At 47.7% G+C, this 15720-nt stretch carries 15 protein-coding genes; 4 read left to right on the top strand and 11 right to left on the bottom strand.

What is annotated here, in order from left to right:
- Positions 1 to 45 precede the first annotated feature (45 nt).
- The 3 genes from lepA to HB364_RS27835 all read left to right on the top strand — a co-directional run bounded on the left by lepA (position 46) and on the right by HB364_RS27835 (position 3694).
- Positions 46 to 1839, top strand: coding sequence for a translation elongation factor 4 (lepA, locus tag HB364_RS27845; protein ID WP_167291708.1), 1794 nt, complete (start codon positions 46 to 48; stop codon positions 1837 to 1839).
- A 33-nt stretch (positions 1840 to 1872) separates the two neighbouring features.
- Positions 1873 to 2943, top strand: a complete 1071-nt coding sequence (locus HB364_RS27840) for a hypothetical protein (protein ID WP_167291707.1) — start codon at positions 1873 to 1875, stop codon at positions 2941 to 2943.
- 103 nt (positions 2944 to 3046) lie between these two features.
- Positions 3047 to 3694, top strand: coding sequence for a PH domain-containing protein (locus HB364_RS27835; protein WP_167291932.1), 648 nt, complete (start codon positions 3047 to 3049; stop codon positions 3692 to 3694).
- A 164-nt stretch (positions 3695 to 3858) separates the two neighbouring features.
- Here the strand turns inward: HB364_RS27835 and HB364_RS27830 are convergent, their stop codons facing one another.
- The 10 genes from HB364_RS27830 to HB364_RS27785 all read right to left on the bottom strand — a co-directional run bounded on the left by HB364_RS27830 (position 3859) and on the right by HB364_RS27785 (position 13420).
- Positions 3859 to 4869, bottom strand: coding sequence for a hypothetical protein (locus HB364_RS27830; protein ID WP_167291706.1), 1011 nt, complete (start codon positions 4867 to 4869; stop codon positions 3859 to 3861).
- 83 nt (positions 4870 to 4952) lie between these two features.
- Positions 4953 to 5510, bottom strand: a complete 558-nt coding sequence (locus HB364_RS27825) for a D-glycero-alpha-D-manno-heptose-1,7-bisphosphate 7-phosphatase (protein ID WP_167291705.1) — start codon at positions 5508 to 5510, stop codon at positions 4953 to 4955.
- Between the two features lie 74 nt (positions 5511 to 5584).
- Complete coding sequence (locus HB364_RS27820) at positions 5585 to 6298, bottom strand: nucleotidyltransferase family protein (protein ID WP_208420121.1); 714 nt, start codon at positions 6296 to 6298, stop codon at positions 5585 to 5587.
- Between the two features lie 20 nt (positions 6299 to 6318).
- Entirely contained in the window at positions 6319 to 6894 is a 576-nt protein-coding gene (locus tag HB364_RS27815; protein ID WP_167291704.1) for a D-sedoheptulose-7-phosphate isomerase, read from the bottom strand.
- 23 nt (positions 6895 to 6917) lie between these two features.
- Positions 6918 to 7937 (bottom strand): GHMP family kinase ATP-binding protein, encoded by a 1020-nt coding sequence (locus HB364_RS27810; RefSeq protein ID WP_167291703.1) that lies wholly within the window; start codon positions 7935 to 7937, stop codon positions 6918 to 6920.
- Between the two features lie 11 nt (positions 7938 to 7948).
- Entirely contained in the window at positions 7949 to 9100 is a 1152-nt protein-coding gene (locus HB364_RS27805) for a glycosyltransferase (RefSeq protein ID WP_167291702.1), read from the bottom strand.
- Entirely contained in the window at positions 9100 to 10068 is a 969-nt protein-coding gene (locus HB364_RS27800; protein ID WP_246228638.1) for a glycosyltransferase family 2 protein, read from the bottom strand. The genes HB364_RS27805 and HB364_RS27800 overlap by 1 nt, the downstream gene beginning before the upstream one ends.
- The gene (locus HB364_RS27795) at positions 10046 to 10594 is read right to left on the bottom strand and encodes a DUF4199 domain-containing protein (protein ID WP_167291701.1); all 549 of its coding nucleotides are present in this window, start codon (positions 10592 to 10594) and stop codon (positions 10046 to 10048) included. The genes HB364_RS27800 and HB364_RS27795 overlap by 23 nt, the downstream gene beginning before the upstream one ends.
- Before the next feature lie 10 nt (positions 10595 to 10604).
- Positions 10605 to 11870 (bottom strand): dihydroorotase, encoded by a 1266-nt coding sequence (locus HB364_RS27790; RefSeq protein ID WP_167291700.1) that lies wholly within the window; start codon positions 11868 to 11870, stop codon positions 10605 to 10607.
- A 167-nt stretch (positions 11871 to 12037) separates the two neighbouring features.
- The gene (locus tag HB364_RS27785; RefSeq protein ID WP_167291699.1) at positions 12038 to 13420 is read right to left on the bottom strand and encodes an undecaprenyl-phosphate glucose phosphotransferase; all 1383 of its coding nucleotides are present in this window, start codon (positions 13418 to 13420) and stop codon (positions 12038 to 12040) included.
- Positions 13421 to 13742: 322 nt separating this feature from the next.
- Between HB364_RS27785 and HB364_RS27780 the strand changes: the two genes are divergently transcribed.
- Entirely contained in the window at positions 13743 to 14288 is a 546-nt protein-coding gene (locus tag HB364_RS27780; RefSeq protein ID WP_167291698.1) for a hypothetical protein, read from the top strand.
- A 120-nt stretch (positions 14289 to 14408) separates the two neighbouring features.
- Here HB364_RS27780 and HB364_RS27775 read toward each other — a convergent pair whose 3' ends face one another.
- Positions 14409 to 15713 (bottom strand): UDP-glucose dehydrogenase family protein, encoded by a 1305-nt coding sequence (locus tag HB364_RS27775; protein ID WP_167291697.1) that lies wholly within the window; start codon positions 15711 to 15713, stop codon positions 14409 to 14411.
- Between the last annotated feature and the right edge of the window lie 7 nt (positions 15714 to 15720).

Below are 15720 nucleotides of genomic sequence, written 5' to 3'. Positions count from 1 at the left end.
AAAATCAACTACTTTTGCACCTCCTAAACAGAGGAAGCAACGTACATGAAGAATATCCGCAATTTTTGTATTATCGCCCATATTGACCACGGAAAGAGTACCCTGGCAGACAGACTGTTACAAACCACGAACACGATCAGTGAGCGGGAAATGATGGACCAGGTGCTGGATGATATGGACCTGGAAAGGGAGAAGGGTATTACCATCAAGAGCCACGCAATCCAGATCAATTACAAGCATAAAGACGGTCAGGAGTACATCCTGAACCTGATTGATACACCCGGCCACGTTGACTTCAGCTATGAAGTGAGCCGCGCCCTGGCCGCCTGCGAAGGCGCCCTGCTGCTGGTAGATGCTACCCAGGGTATCCAGGCGCAAACGATCAGCAACCTGTACCTGGCTATAGATAATGACCTGGAAATCATACCCGTTATCAATAAAATTGATATGGACGGGGCCATGATCGAAGAGGTGCAGGACCAGATCATTGAATTGATTGGCTGCAAACCGGAAGACATCCTGCTGGCCAGTGGCCGTACCGGTATAGGTGTGGATGGCATTTTAGAGGCCATTGTAGAACGTATCCCTGCCCCCAAAGGCAAGCCCGACGATCCCCTGCAGGCCCTGATCTTTGACAGCGTATTCAATAGTTTCCGGGGTATCATTGTGTACTACCGTATTGTCAATGGTTCTATCCGGAAAGGTGATAAGGTAAAATTCGTGTCTACCGGACAGGAGTATGAAGCAGATGAAGTGGGTATCCTGAAGCTGAAGATGACGGAGAAAAAAGAAGTTACCTGCGGCGATGTAGGATACATCATTACCGGTATCAAGAATGCCAAAGAGGTAAAAGTAGGGGACACCATTACGCTTTCCGCCAATCCCACCCAGGAGATCATTAAAGGTTTCCAGGAAGTGAAACCCATGGTATTCGCGGGCATCTTCCCCGTCAATACAGATGAGTTTGAGGAATTGCGTGATTGCATGGATAAACTGCAGTTAAATGACGCTTCTCTTACCTATGAACTGGAAACTTCCCAGGCCCTTGGCTTTGGTTTCCGTTGCGGATTCCTCGGCATGCTGCACATGGAGATCATCCAGGAGCGACTGGAAAGGGAGTTTGACCAAACGGTGATCACCACTGTTCCCAACGTAAGCTTTATCGCCTACACCACAAAAGGAGAGAAGGTGATCGTGAACAACCCTACTGAGTTTCCCGATCCGGTAAAAACAGACCGGATTGAAGAGCCTTTCATCAAGGCTCAGATCATTACCAAGCCAGAGTATATTGGTAATATCATGACCCTTTGCCTTGGCAAGCGGGGTATACTGCTCAACCAGAGCTACCTGACCACTACACGGGTAGAACTGCAGTTTGAAATGCCACTTACAGAGATCGTATTCGACTTCTATGATAAGCTGAAGAGCCAAACCCGTGGCTATGCTTCTTTCGACTACCATCCCATTGGTTACCGCGAAAGTGATATCGTAAAAATGGATATCCTGCTCAACAATGACAAAGTGGATGCCCTCAGCGCCCTGATCCACCGTGGCCGTTCGCAGGAATTTGGCCGCAGGCTCTGCGAGAAGCTAAAGGAGCTTTTACCACGTCAGCAATTCCAGATTGCCATCCAGGCGGCCGTTGGCGCTAAAGTACTGGCGCGGGAAACCATCTCCGCTATGCGTAAGGACGTTACCGCCAAGTGTTATGGCGGTGATATCAGCCGTAAGCGTAAACTGCTGGAAAAGCAGAAGGAAGGTAAGAAGCGCATGCGCCAGATCGGTAACGTGGAAGTACCCCAGGAAGCTTTCCTGGCCGTACTGAAGCTGGACGATTGATGAAATGCCCCTTCTTTCTTATATTGCTGCAGTATGTATCGAAAGCTATGGCTGTTGGTGATATTGTTGTCATCAACTCATTTACTGTTAGCCCAACAGAATACCCGCTATATCCGGTTCAGGGAGGAAGACCCCGGCCAGCGGTTACAGCATTACCATGTTGTTACCGTTACAGACGACCGGGCCGATACGGCTACGATCGGTGAGCTCAGGACAGGCGTATTCGGGAAGAAGAATACGGCTATTAGTTTTGAACAGGGAACCGCCACTGCCATCAGCGGGCTCATTCGCAAGAGTTTTGGCCAGGATACCACCTCCACTGCGGTAGAACTGCATATTACTGAACTGCACATACAGGAGTTGGCCAGCGGCCTGAGAACAAAAATAGAAGCGGTTACGACCGTTGCTTTCTTTGTAAAAGGCACAAAGATTACTGAATACAGAGGTCGGGGAGAAGTGCAAACGATGGGCGATATTTTCAGGCATATAGAAGACCTGGTGCGCCAGAACCTCCGGAACAGCCTGCTGGAATTTGACAACTGGTGGGGGAAGAATAAGTTGATCTATTCATCCGATGCGCCGGTTACGCTCACGGTAACGATTGAGCCTACTCCCAAAGACACCAACCTCCTGGGTTATTCACCGGCCCGGCTTTTAACACCCTATGATTTCAGGGCAACGCCCGATGAACTTTCCCGCGCAGCGGCCAGCACGGCCGACGCTATCGCAGTAAGATATTCCACGGATTTCGATAACGGACTGATCAGGGTGCATGTGTTGATCACGCCCTATTTTGATAAAAGGAAGTCCTGGTACCTTAAAAAATACCACGACAATGCGCAGGTGCTCATGCATGAGCAGGGGCATTTTGATATTACCGCTATTAAAGCCTGTGAGCTGGCCGATACCATGCGGCAGCAAAAGCTTACAAAGAGTAATTACCTTGAAACGCTGGAACTGATCGCTGCTCAGAAGCAACAGGAGATGAGTGCCCTGCAAAAGCAGTATGATACAGAAACCCGTCATGGCATGAACCATGCTATACAGGATAAGTGGAATAAATTGATAAAAGAATGGCTGGCGAGGCAGGCTTGTTACCGGTAAGTGTAGAGGCAACGAGGTAAAAAGGTTAAAAGTTGTAAAGAGGCTTCGACGGGCTCAGCCTGACATAATAGAAAGTATTACATTTATTATCTAAATATTTCCCATGCGGACACCCCTTCAGAAAGATGAAACTATATTATTGGTTACCCACAGAAGCTGGCTGCAACTGATCGTGCCGGTACTGCTGCTGGTAACAGGTATTGCTGCGTCTGTTTTAATCGGCTTTGTACAGTATTGGGGATGGATTGCTGCCCTGGCAGGCGCCTTGTATTGCCTGTTTGCCTGGTGGAGCTGGAAAGTGGATATCTGGGTGGTTACCAATTACCGGGTGATTGATGAAACAGGATTGCTGAACCACTATGCCAAGGAGAGCCCCCTGGAAAAGATCAATAATGTATCCTACGATCAGACGATATGGGGGCGCATTTTTAACTACGGTCATGTGGAGATACAGACCGCTGCAGAAATAGGCGCCACCGATTACTACAATGTGCATAGTCCCAAACGGCTGAAAGATACGATCACACTGGCCCAGTCAGAATACAAGAACCTGCAACTGACCAGCCAGGCCAAACAAATGGCGGCAGCCATGGGATGGGCTTCTACCACTACCACTGCTACCAGTGCAGCCGTGGGCGCTCCCACTCATAATATAGCTTCTGAACTGGAAAAGCTGTTCCAGCTTAAGCAGCAGGGGATACTCACTGAAGAAGAATACAACAAGGCTAAGAATAAATTACTTGGGCAGTAAGCGTTTCGGGTTTGGAGTTTTGGGTTTCGGGTTCTTTAGGTGTAAGCTGTTGACAAAAGATAGAGTTGCTGTTTGCGGCTTTTTACCAAATCAGGTTGTAACGAAATTGTCTGTCTGCCCGATTTGCGGTAGCAACCCGGAACACTAAACACGAAACCCGTAACCTAATTGCCTTTCTTCTTCGGTGGCGCCGGTTGTTTCTTTGCTTTCTCCAGGTTGCGTTGGGAAGCTTCTTCCAACTGGCGCTCATTGGCATTGCCGGCATCATCATAGATCAATGCTTCTTTCGGGAAATCGCCGTCCTTCCTCATCTGGTTGAAGAGTTTGTTGACGTGCACCCACTGACCGTTCTGCCATTTGAAGGCTTCATAATCGCCATCGGGTATATAGGTCCATTTCTTTTCCGGTTCATCACTTTCTGAGATGAGGTGATCTACGAGTATGACGTCTAATTCCGGATCATAATTCAGGAAGGTCCTTGCCTCTTTCTTGTATTGAATACTAAATCTTGGCTGTACCGGTTTTTTGACGGAATCATCCTTATAAGAGAAGAAGGGACCCCCAAAGACCGGCTCGCCCTTTTCATTAAAGGATAATACTTCCATCCATTTTTTGTTGCTGTTGACACTGAAATCATCAAAGCCAAACAACGTATAGTACTTTTTACCATTGTGCTCTTTCTGAATGATGCGGTAGTAAATGGCGCCAATCCAGTTCAGGCGGGTGCGCACGGAGTCCATCGGGTTCCTGGTGAACATAGACACATCAAACAAGGGGAATAATTTCAGGGAGCCATCCTTTGTTTGCATCTGTATAGCGCCTTTCTGGTGGTATATATATTCATCTTTCTTCATCTGCCAGGTGAAAATGCGGAAACTGCTGTCAGGCGCATACAGTTTGGAGATGTTCAATGAATCAAAAGGGTAGTAGAAGGAGTTCTTTACCAGCAGGGCCCTTACAAAGCTTTTTACAAATAAGCTGTCGGCCCGGAACCTGTTGGCCGTAATGGAGTCGAATACCATGCGGGCCGAAAATAGTTGTAAAGAGTCTTCCTTTTTTTGCAAAACAGCCTTGTCGGCAGCCGCTATCTTTTGTGCCTGCAGGTGGTTGCTACCAGTGAAGGTAGCGAGTAAAAGCAGGCCGGCAGATAAGTATTTTATTATCCGGTTATTCATAATATAAGTACAATCAACGTGATAGGTAAAGGGGCAAAGGTATAACAGTGCCCTTCAAGGAACGCAAAAGCCTGGTTAAAATTTTATGTCAATTGCAAAGCTTTTGCAAATTCCGGTAAACCATTGACGGCTAAATCAATCGCCGGGTTGGGTAAAGGCTGCTGTGGGTGGGTGGTTTTTACAAATACGGTATGCATGCCGGCATTGCGGCCAAATTCCATGTCGCTGATATTGTTGCCAACAATGAGGGATTTTTGCAGGTTAATCTCCGGGAAGTCTTTTATAGCTTCCCAGGCCATACCGGGATTGGGTTTCCGGTTGGGATGGTCATTATCCAGCGAGGTGCAGTAATAGATCTTGTCAATGCGCCCGCCGGTTGCTGCTATATCCTGCAGCATGCGGGCATGTATCTGGTGCAGGTCGGTTTCGGTCATCAACCCTTTGCCAATGCCCCGCTGGTTGGTGGTGATAACAATACGGCCAAAACGGCTGGCCAGCGTTTTCAGGGCTTCCGGCACCCCCTCATAAAAAATAAATTCCTCATAGTTGTACACGTAATCCTGGTACTTTTCATGATTGATAACGCCATCACGGTCGAGGAAGAGGGTCCAGCTTTTGTCTATTTGTGTGAGATCGAGCATGTTTGTATGGTTCAACGTTGCGCATCGGGAATGCTGAGCCGGAAATTCCGGATCAATGACTGTTGTATTCATTGTCAGAACTTCAGTTCTTTAAATTCCCGGTTTGCTTTTTCATAATCGGCAGGTATGCCAATGTCAATGAAATATTCATCCTGTACTACGCCATATATTTTCCGTTGGGCGTACAGCTTTTCCAGGTAATCTTTTTCAAAGGAGAATTTTGCGGGCAGGCCTTCCTGCAAAAAGGAAGGTACCTGCAGGGCATATACGCCTCCGTTGATGTAGCCGGCATCATAATACTGCTTTTCCCGGAAGCTACTGATGTGCTGATCGGTGGCCAGCTCTACTACGCCATACCGGTCAAACTGCTGCATCGGTTTCAGGGAAAGCGTGCAATCGGCAGCATGGCTATAGTGAAAAGCAGACAACTGCTCAAGCTGTATGGTGAAAATGGTATCGCCGTTCAGCACCAATACATCCCGTTGCAGTGCCTTACTGCAGGCCAGTTTAATGGCGCCGCCGGTGCCCAGTGGTTCCTCTTCAATTGTACAGGCAACGTTAAGGTCCGGGTACTGTGTATGCAGGAATGTTTCTATTGCTTCGTGCATGTACCCCAGCGAAAAGATGAACCGTTCAATACCCTGTTGATGGAAATAATCAATCACATAAGAGAGAAAGGGCCTGCCTGCTACAGGGGCCATGCATTTGGGCAGATCGGGCACAGCGCTTCGCAGCCTGGTACCCAGCCCTCCGGCCAGGATAATGCATTCTTTGATGAGATCAGCCATAAGCCTGCAACAATAAGCTTTTATCCGAAATACTGTTCTTCTACCAGTTCACAAATGATATGTCCCAGCATAATATGGCTCTCCTGGATACGGGGCGTATTTTTGGAAGGCACATTGAGGAGGTAATCGCTCAGGTCTTTCATCTTGCCACCGGTTTCACCGGTAAAGCCCACCGTGATGATCCCCTTTTCCCGGGCTACTTCAAATGCTTTCATGATGTTGGTGGAATTACCGGAAGTGGAAAGGCCCACCAGGAAATCGCCTTTTTTACCGATGCCTTTAATGAGGCGGGCAAAGATCACATCATAGCTGTAATCATTGGCCACGGCTGTTAAATAGGAGGTATTGCAATGCAGGGCCTCTGCAGGCAATGCTTCCCGGTCTTTATAAAAACGGCCGGAGAATTCTGCCGCGAGGTGCTGTGCATCGGCGGCGCTGCCTCCATTGCCACAGAAATAGATATGATTGCCGTTTTTGAGGGCGGCTACCATCGCAGCCACTATGGCTTCTGTTGTCTTCAGGATGGTGGCATCCTGCAGTACACTGGTTTTGACGGCTATGGATTCGCTGACGATCTTTTTTATTTTGTCTTGCATAACGTAATAGTAAGCTATTATTATTAAATAGTCCAGGAGGTCATGCCATGGTTGGTGAACTGGTAATGTTTTACTACTCCTCCAAACTTTGCCAGGGTTTCAATAACTGTATATTTCGTATTGCCGGGGCAGTAAAAGGTCATGAAGCCGCCGCCGCCGGCCCCGGAGATCTTGCCACCTGTGGCGCCTGCTTTGATGGCCGATTCATAGATGTCATCAATCTGGGTATTGGAAATGCCTTCGGCCATTTGTTTCTTCTGGCGAAAACCAAAGTCAAGGATCTCTCCGATCTCATGCACCCTTCCTTTTAAGAGGGCCTCTTTCATAAGCTGGGCCTGGTATTTGAGCTGGTGCATGGCCTCAATGGACTTCTCCTGTTTATTCACTACGTTCTGGCTCTGTTTTTCAATGATCTTTGCCGATTCACGGCTGGTGGAAGTATAATACAGCACCAGGTTATTCTCCAGTTCAAACAGGTATTGTTGTTTGATACGCAGCGGATTTACGATCACCTTATCATCGGCATAGAACTCCATGTAGTTTACGCCGCCAAAAGTACAGGCATATTGGTCCTGCCGGCCGCCGGCCATATTGAGGTCTTTGCGTTCAATTTCATATGCCAGGTGAGCCACATCATATTCTCCCAATGGCAGCCGCAGCATTTCGGCAAAGGCGCCAAGGATGGCTACTACGAGGGTAGAGGAGGTGCCCAGTCCCGATCCTGCGGGTGCATCTACAAAAGTAGAGAGCCTGAAGCCGGTAAGCGGAAAAGCATATTGCTGCTGCAGCCGGTTGTATACGCCCTTTAAGAGGTCCAGCTTACCATCCAGCGGAAGTTGAGGGGCAAGCTCAAAACGTTGTTCTTCCTGCCTGTCCATCGTTTGCAGGATGATCGTATTCTCATTGAGCGGCTCAATATTGGCATACGCATACAGGGATATTGTAGCATTTAAGATGGCCCCGCCATAGAGATCGCAGTAAGGGCTTACATCTGTGCCGCCGCCAGCTAATCCGATCCTTAAAGGTGCTTTACTCCGGTACATAGTATGCGAAATTAGGTTGTTTTTTGCTCAGATAATTCCAGGATTGTGGCTAACAGGTTGTGCCAGGAATACTTTTCTTTTTCCTGCCGCAACTGCGGTATAAAATGTTGTTCGCCCCATTCAAAATAACGTTCTATAGCGGCTGCCAGTGAGGCAGGTTCCGGCTCACATACCAGGCCCACCTGCTCATGCGGCACCAGGGCGGGCAAGGCGCCTACATTGGTAACGATCATGGGCTTTTCAAAATGATACGCCAGCGGCGTAACGCCGCTCTGCGTGGCATTGCGATAAGGCTGCACCACACAATCGGCTGCGCACAGATAATATTTTACTTCACTATCCGGGATGAAATCGGTACGCAGGATGAGCATATTGTCAATGCCCAGTTGTTGTATCTGTTCGCGATAAGGTTTTTCATCTTCGTAAAATTCACCGGCTACGAGTAATTTGAGTGGGCCTGACTTCCCGGTTTTGTCTTTAAGGAGCTTCATTGCTTCCAGCAACAGGTCCAGCCCTTTGTATTGACGGATGAACCCAAAGAACAGGAGTATTTTATCTTCTTGTGGAATACCCAGGTGCCGGCGGGCGGTTTCTTTGGGAATAGCATCGCCAAAGCTGTCGTACAGGGGGTGGTTCACCAGGCGGGCCGGTTTGCTTTGTTCAAACTGCCGCAGGTCCTGCATCACCTTTTCGCTCATGGTAATGAATGCATCGCAGGACTTCAGGAAGTAGCGGGTGAAAGGAATATCGCCCGGCCGCTTTTCGTGCGGGATCACATTGTCTGTAAGCGCGATAATGCGGGTATGTTTATTCTTTTTTACCCGCCGGAGTATGGTGCCCAGGGCAGGTCCCATCAGCGGCAGCCAGTATCGTACGAGTATAATATCAGGTTTTATTCTTCTGATGGCATTGCCCACCTGCATCCAGTTGAGCGGATGGATGGAATTGATCACGGAATAGATTTCCAGGCCTGGTGGCGCCGGCTCAGATGAATACTGCGTGGTGCCGGGAAAAAAGAAGGAAGGGTATTGCAGGGAAAAGGAATAGATACAGCAGGAGTGTCCTTCATCCAGGAATTGTTTGCACAAACGCTGGTTGAAAGTGGCTAAGCCTCCGCGTAAAGGATGGCCGGGACCAATAATAATGACTTTTTTCTGCGACATTACTCAATGCCTATTTTCTTTTCAATAAGATAGGCATTTCTGCCGGGCGCATTCCTGGCAATAAGCTCTCCCAAAAAGCCCGACATGAAGAGTTGTATACCTATAATCATGGATGTTAAAGATATATAGAAAGGCGGGCGATTGCTAAGTCCTGTGCCGGGTTCGGTGATCCTTCCTATCACCAGGATCACGATCATTACAAACCCGATGAAGAAGAAGATACTGCCTATCAGTCCAAAGAAGTGCATGGGACGTTTCCCGTATTTGCTCACAAACATGATGGAAGCCAGGTCGAGGAAGCCATTTACAAAGCGGTCCCAGCCAAATTTGGTGGTGCCATATTTACGTTTGCGGTGCTCCACTACTTTTTCCCCGATCTTCCGGAAGCCGGCCCATTTAGCCAATACAGGGATATAGCGGTGCATTTCGCCATATACCTCAATGCACTTCACCACTTTCCGCTTATAGGATTTCAGCCCGCAGTTAAAGTCGTGCAACGGGATCTTCGAGATGCGGCGGGTGCTCCAGTTAAAAAAGCGGGAAGGGATATTCTTGGTGAGTGTATTATCGTATCTTTTTTTCTTCCAGCCGCTGATCATATCATAGCCATCATCTGCAATGAGGCGGTACAGTCCGGGTATTTCATCCGGGCTATCCTGCATATCGGCATCCATGGTGATCACCACATTGCCCTGTACCGCTTTAAAGCCTTCATTCAGGGCAGCGGATTTACCATAATTGCGCTGGAAGCGGATGCCCCTGATGCGTGGATTGCCCTGGCACAAGGTTTCTATTACTTCCCAGGAATTGTCGGTACTGCCATCATCAATCAGTATGATCTCATAGGTATAGTGGTGTTCATTCACTACCCGTTCTATCCAGGCGCACAATTCCGGCAGGGATTCTTCTTCATTGAGTAATGGCACTACGATAGAAAGGTCCATATTATTGGTTAAAGGAATTTTCAAATGGTGGTCTTTTTTTCCGGATGATGGCCGCAATGATGAGCGATACCACAAAGTACCCTATGCAAAAGATGCAGTAAGATAACAGGGTGGCCATGAAGGTATCGTTTTTAGGATCATTGGCGTTTTTGATATAGTCTTCTACCTGGCTTTCACTGGCGCCTGTGCTTTTCATGAAGGCTACATATCTTTCTATGCTCAGTTGTTTGCTCGCTTCCCCAAAAGGCACGTCAACATAAGAAAGCAGTATGTGCGTAAAGACCGTTTGTAACAGCGATCCCAGTGCAAACACCATGAATATTACTTTCAGTCCTTCACTCAGCGACAGGTAGCCGCCATTCCGTTTCTTTTCACGCAGCCCTGCTATCACTGCTATAGCAATGATGGCCACATAACCCGCACGGGCGGTATTGCTCATGTAAAGCTGCAGGCCTCCTTTGTACAGGATAAAAATGAAGCCACACATCACTACCCCGGCAATTAAACCAAAGAGGGGGCCTGTAGCGCTTTTCCGGGATGTCGTTTCCATACGCATAGTTTTACCTGCTCACACTTATTTTTTCACCATTAATAACACCCCGTACTTTTCCATTGAGTGTTTTGCCGATAAAGGCGGAGTTCTTTGACCTGGACAGGAACCCTTTTTCTTCCACAGTAGTTTTCCCGGCCGGTTCATACACCGTAATACAGGCGCGGGCCCCTTTTTGCAGGGAAACGGGCTCCAGCCCGAAGATCTTACGGGGATTGGTGCTCAACAGCTCCACCCATTTTCTTTCCGGTACATCGGGCATGGCAGTCTTTAGTACAGCATAGGCTGTTTCCAGGCCCGTCATGCCATACTTGGCATATTCAAATTCCAGCACCTTGCTGTCATATTCATGTGGCATGTGGTGCGTGGCAATACAGTCAATAGTACCGTCGAGGATGGCATTTTTCAGCTTGCCCACTTCATGGGCCGTGCGCAAGGGCGGATATACTTTCAGATTGGTATCGTATTCCTGCAGGTCGGCATCGGTAAAGAAGAGGTGGTAAGGTGTTACAGAACAGGTAACGGCCAGTCCTGCTTCTTTGGCCCTTCTGATATATTCCAGCGAGCGGGGAGAAGTAACCCCCGTAAAATGCAGTTTAGAATCGGTATAACGGGCCAGCTTGATATCCCTGGCCACCAGCAGTTCCTCTGCCATCATGGGCTTGCCCGGCAGGCCCAGTTGGGTAGAGATGATCCCTTCATGCATGAGCCCATTGGCGCCTACACTTTTATCGTCGGGTATCTGGATGATGACCCCGTCAAATGCTTTCACATACTGCAGGGCTTTCATGAGCAGCCCGGCACTCTGGATAGGGTGGAGGCCATCACTGAAGGCTATAGCGCCGCTGGCGCGCATATCATACATTTCTGCCAGGTCTTTTCCTTCCGTGCCCTTCGATACAGCGCCGATGGGGTATACGTTCACCGGCAGGCTTTTGGACTTCTGCGTTATATATTCGGCCTGTATTTTATTGTCGATGACCGGTTTGGTATTCGGGATGACCAATACATCCGTATAGCCGCCGGCTGCTGCTGCGGCAGCGCCTGTTTCCAGCGTTTCCTTGTATTCATAACCAGGGTCGGCAAACTGGGCAAATACATCCACCCAACCCGGCGACACGTTGAGCCCTTCTCCGGCGATCACCTGCCCGGCCTTTACATCAATACGGGATTGAATGTCTTTAATAATGCCTGATTCAATAAGTATATCCTGCCTGGATTCATGAAAAGGTGAGGATGGATCTGTAATGTAAGCCTGTTGTATGAGCAAGGTCATTGTTCAAAAAATTGAGCGAAGTTAAGGTATTAACAGTAATACCCCCCGGCCCGTTGAAAAAATGTTGATTACCAGGGAGAAGGATGGGTGGGTAGGGCATAAAAGGCAACAGGGCATTTATCGCTAAATGCCCCGTTTTTATTCTACGGTATAAGGGGTAAAGCTGTTTAAAAGGCGGCCTTATGTGTTTTCTCACTGAATACAGTGAGGAATATGATCTTGATATCCAGCACGGGCGTCCAGTTCTCCACATACCACAGGTCATGTGCTGTACGGTTATTGCGTTGCTCTTCTGTATCGGTGGGGCCTCTCCATCCATTCACCTGCGCCCAGCCGGTAATGCCAGGTTTCAGGTAATGACGGATCATGTAGTTATCCACTTCCCGCTGCATCACCTCATTGAGAAAGATACGATGGGGGCGGGGGCCTACCACGCTCATATCGCCAATGAGCACATTAATGAATTGTGGTAATTCATCAAGACTGTATTTACGTATCACGCGACCGATCTTAGTAACCCGGGGATCATCTTTTGTGGTAGAGGCTTTCCCGGCAACGGCTGCATCATTCTGGTACATACTCCTGAACTTATACAGTTTGAACTGGCGTCCGCCCTGTCCCAAACGGATGGGGCAGTAGAATACGGGACCGGCAGATTCCCACTTGATGAGGACAGCCAGTACCAGGAATAAAGGCGTCAGCATGATCAAGGCCATGGCCGAAAAGGCAATATCACATACGCGCTTCAGGGATGCAAAGCGAAACCTGTCGAGCGATATTTCACGGATATTGATGATGGGCATATCACCAAAACTGGTGGTCTTGTAATTCCTGCCTAACAAACGAAAGTAGTCGGGCACCAGCCTCACCCGGATGCCATGATAATCGGCTTTATCAGCTACGTATTGTATTTTTTCATCAAGGTGGGTAGGCAATGCGATGATGACCTCATCTACCTTTCTTTCCTTTAATACTTTGTCCATCTCACTGATGCGGCCAATGATCTGGTATTGCAGGTCAGAGTCCTCCGGATTGTCGTCCAGGAAGCCAATGATCTGGTATCCGAAATCGGGGTTCTGGCGGAAATAGTTATCTATATGTACACCTACACGGCCTGCGCCTATCACCAATGCTTTGCGTACATTCTTGCCTTTCATGCGCATGAGGCGTACGATAGAGAACAGCAGGTAATTGACGATCATGTTCGCCGCCGGGAAGCCAAGCAGGAAAGTAATGAACTGCTTTTTCGTATATCCCTGTGGTATACCCAGTACAAGATAGAGCAAACAAAGTATGGCAATGATCTCAAAGTGGCTCTTCAGGTGGTTCTTAAGCCTGTACTTTAAACCATTGTGTAAATGGAGGAAGTAGTTCTTGTTCTTGGAAGTAATGAATATCCATATGAAGATGAGCGTAACCAGGTAAAGATAATCCTGGTTGGCGATGCTCTGCAGCCTGTAGAACAGGTTTACGCCTGCAAAGGCGGCGACGAGCGTAAGAAAGTCTCCTGCGGCATATAGTAACGTAAGCCGACGATCTGAACGGATCATAAAGGATATGGGTTAAGTTTTCTAAAGAATATGGATCGCTGTACCAAAACTGATCACGAAATAAGTGTAACCAATTATTCAAACGTAAAACTATAAGATATATGATGCAGATGAAAGTGTTCGATCATAATTTATTTGTATTTATATATAAGTGATGGACGTGTTATAGTTTTAATGCAGGTTTTCCAAAACAGGGAAAAATAGGACTGTGATTTAGTTAATTATCAATTTTATACATTAATAATAATGACTTTTTTGTTGCGTTAAAGAAGAGCAGTTTATATATTGTGACGCAAATTTGATTGCTCTAAACTCGTATCTTATGATAGCTACCGCTACCCAGGCCCGCATTGTCGGGATATTATTACTATTGTCTGTTTCCAACTTCGCATTTTCCCAATGGAGTGATGGTCCTTTTTTAAGTATAGGAGGACAAGCCGGGATGCCGCTCAACAAAGAATACAAGCCTTATTCATGGGCCGCAGGAGGCGTAGGTAAGTTTGCCCTTCCGCTGGGACAGCAGGATTATTGTACGCTCTCTATGAATGCCCTGAGCTGTAATGGAAGCGCTAATGGAAAGAACCTGAAAGAGCGCGATATCTTATCTGCCATGGTGGGCTACCGGTATGATTTCAGGAAAGAAGATTCTTACAGTTTCTTCTTTATGGAACCACAGATCGGCTGGTCATTTGTAGGGACCGATTATAACTGTTTCTCTTACATGCCATCTGTAGGTTATTCCCTCAACAGCAAGATTGATTTTTCGGTATGGTATTTTACAACCACTTCTACTAAGACGCCTGCCAAATCGGGTGTTGCCGGGTTAATGATCGCTTATAACTTCCACTTTGCCAGAAGTGCTGAGTAATCACCTGGCTATTGTTTTTATAAAATATAGCGGAGCAATCAACCAGCTTATAAATAGTTAAAGGGCCAACGTTATCGTTGGCCCTTTAACTATTTATGTACTTGACGGTGTGCCGGTGTATTACCAGCACAAGCCTTCATACTTTTCCTTGGGGTGATTCCAGGATACCTTCACCAGGTCCAGCACGATCTTATCTTTTAACAGGTGGATGTGTTTGTCAATGTCGAATGTCCGGTGGTTGATGAGGATCACGTCGGCATTGCTGATAGCTTTCTCCACGTCGTCGGTGATCAGTTCAGAGAGGTGGGGCAGGTGTTCATTGATAAAGGCTTTATTGGCCCCCACTAGCTTGGAGATATGCACGTTCTGATCATAGATGGTAAGGGAGTATCCTTTGCCGATGAGTTTCTCTGCCAGGTCTACCGAAGGGCTGTAACGCAGGTCATCGGTACCTTCCTTAAAGCTGAGCCCGATGAAACAGATCTTCTTCTTGCCGGTTTTTACGATCATATTAAAGGCAAGCTCCTTCTGGTGTTCATTGGAGTCATCAATGCTTTTTAGCAAGGGCGTGTGCATGTAATTGTCATGCGCCAGGGTTACCATGCCGCGCAGGTCTTTGGGCAGGCAGGAACCGCCATAAGCAAAGCCCGGTTTGAAATAGGCCGGTGATATGTTGAGGTGGGTATCCTTACAAAAAAGGCCCATCACTTTATGCGAGTCGATAGACAATGCTTTGCAGATATTCCCCACTTCATTGGCGAAGGTGATCTTTAAAGCATGGTAGGAGTTGTTGACATATTTTATCAGCTCGGCTACTTCTATGTCGGTAATTTCAATAGCGCCCTTGAGGTCTTTGTATAAAGAAGTAACGAGGTCAATAGCTTGTTGGTTATCGCCGCCGATGACGGTTACGGAAGGGTTGTAATAGTCCTTTACGGCCGAACCTTCCCGCAGGAACTCGGGATTGGAGATCACGGCAAAGGCCTCATTCCTTTTTTTGCCGGAGTGTTCTTCAATGATACCGCTTACTTTCCGGTTGGTGCCGGGTAATACGGTGCTCCTGATGACTACGGTATGAAAAGTATTTTTCCGTTTCAGCGCTTCACCGATCTGCTCGGCGGTGCGGTATATATAAGAGAGGTTGAGGTGGCCGGTATTGGAGGAAGGCGTACCTACGCAAATGATGCTCAGGTCAGAGTCCAGCACCGCTTCCTGGAAGTCGAGGGTGGCCCGGATCTTCTTTTTTTGGAATTCCTCTTTGATGATGACATCTATGTCTTTTTCAACAATAGTAGCCAGCCCTTCATTGATCAGGTCCACTTTCAGCGGTTGTACATCAACGCCGATCACATCATGTCCGTTCTTTGCTAAACAGCCAAGGCTCACGCAGCCTACATAGCCCAGTCCAAAAATCGAGATTTTCATAGTATTG

The sequence above is a fragment of the Paraflavitalea devenefica genome (genome assembly GCF_011759375.1).
GTDB classification, from domain to species: Bacteria; Bacteroidota; Bacteroidia; order Chitinophagales; family Chitinophagaceae; genus Paraflavitalea; species Paraflavitalea devenefica.
The sequence above is the reverse complement of the archived record's forward strand: the minus strand, read 5'-3'. Positions and strand labels throughout refer to the sequence as shown.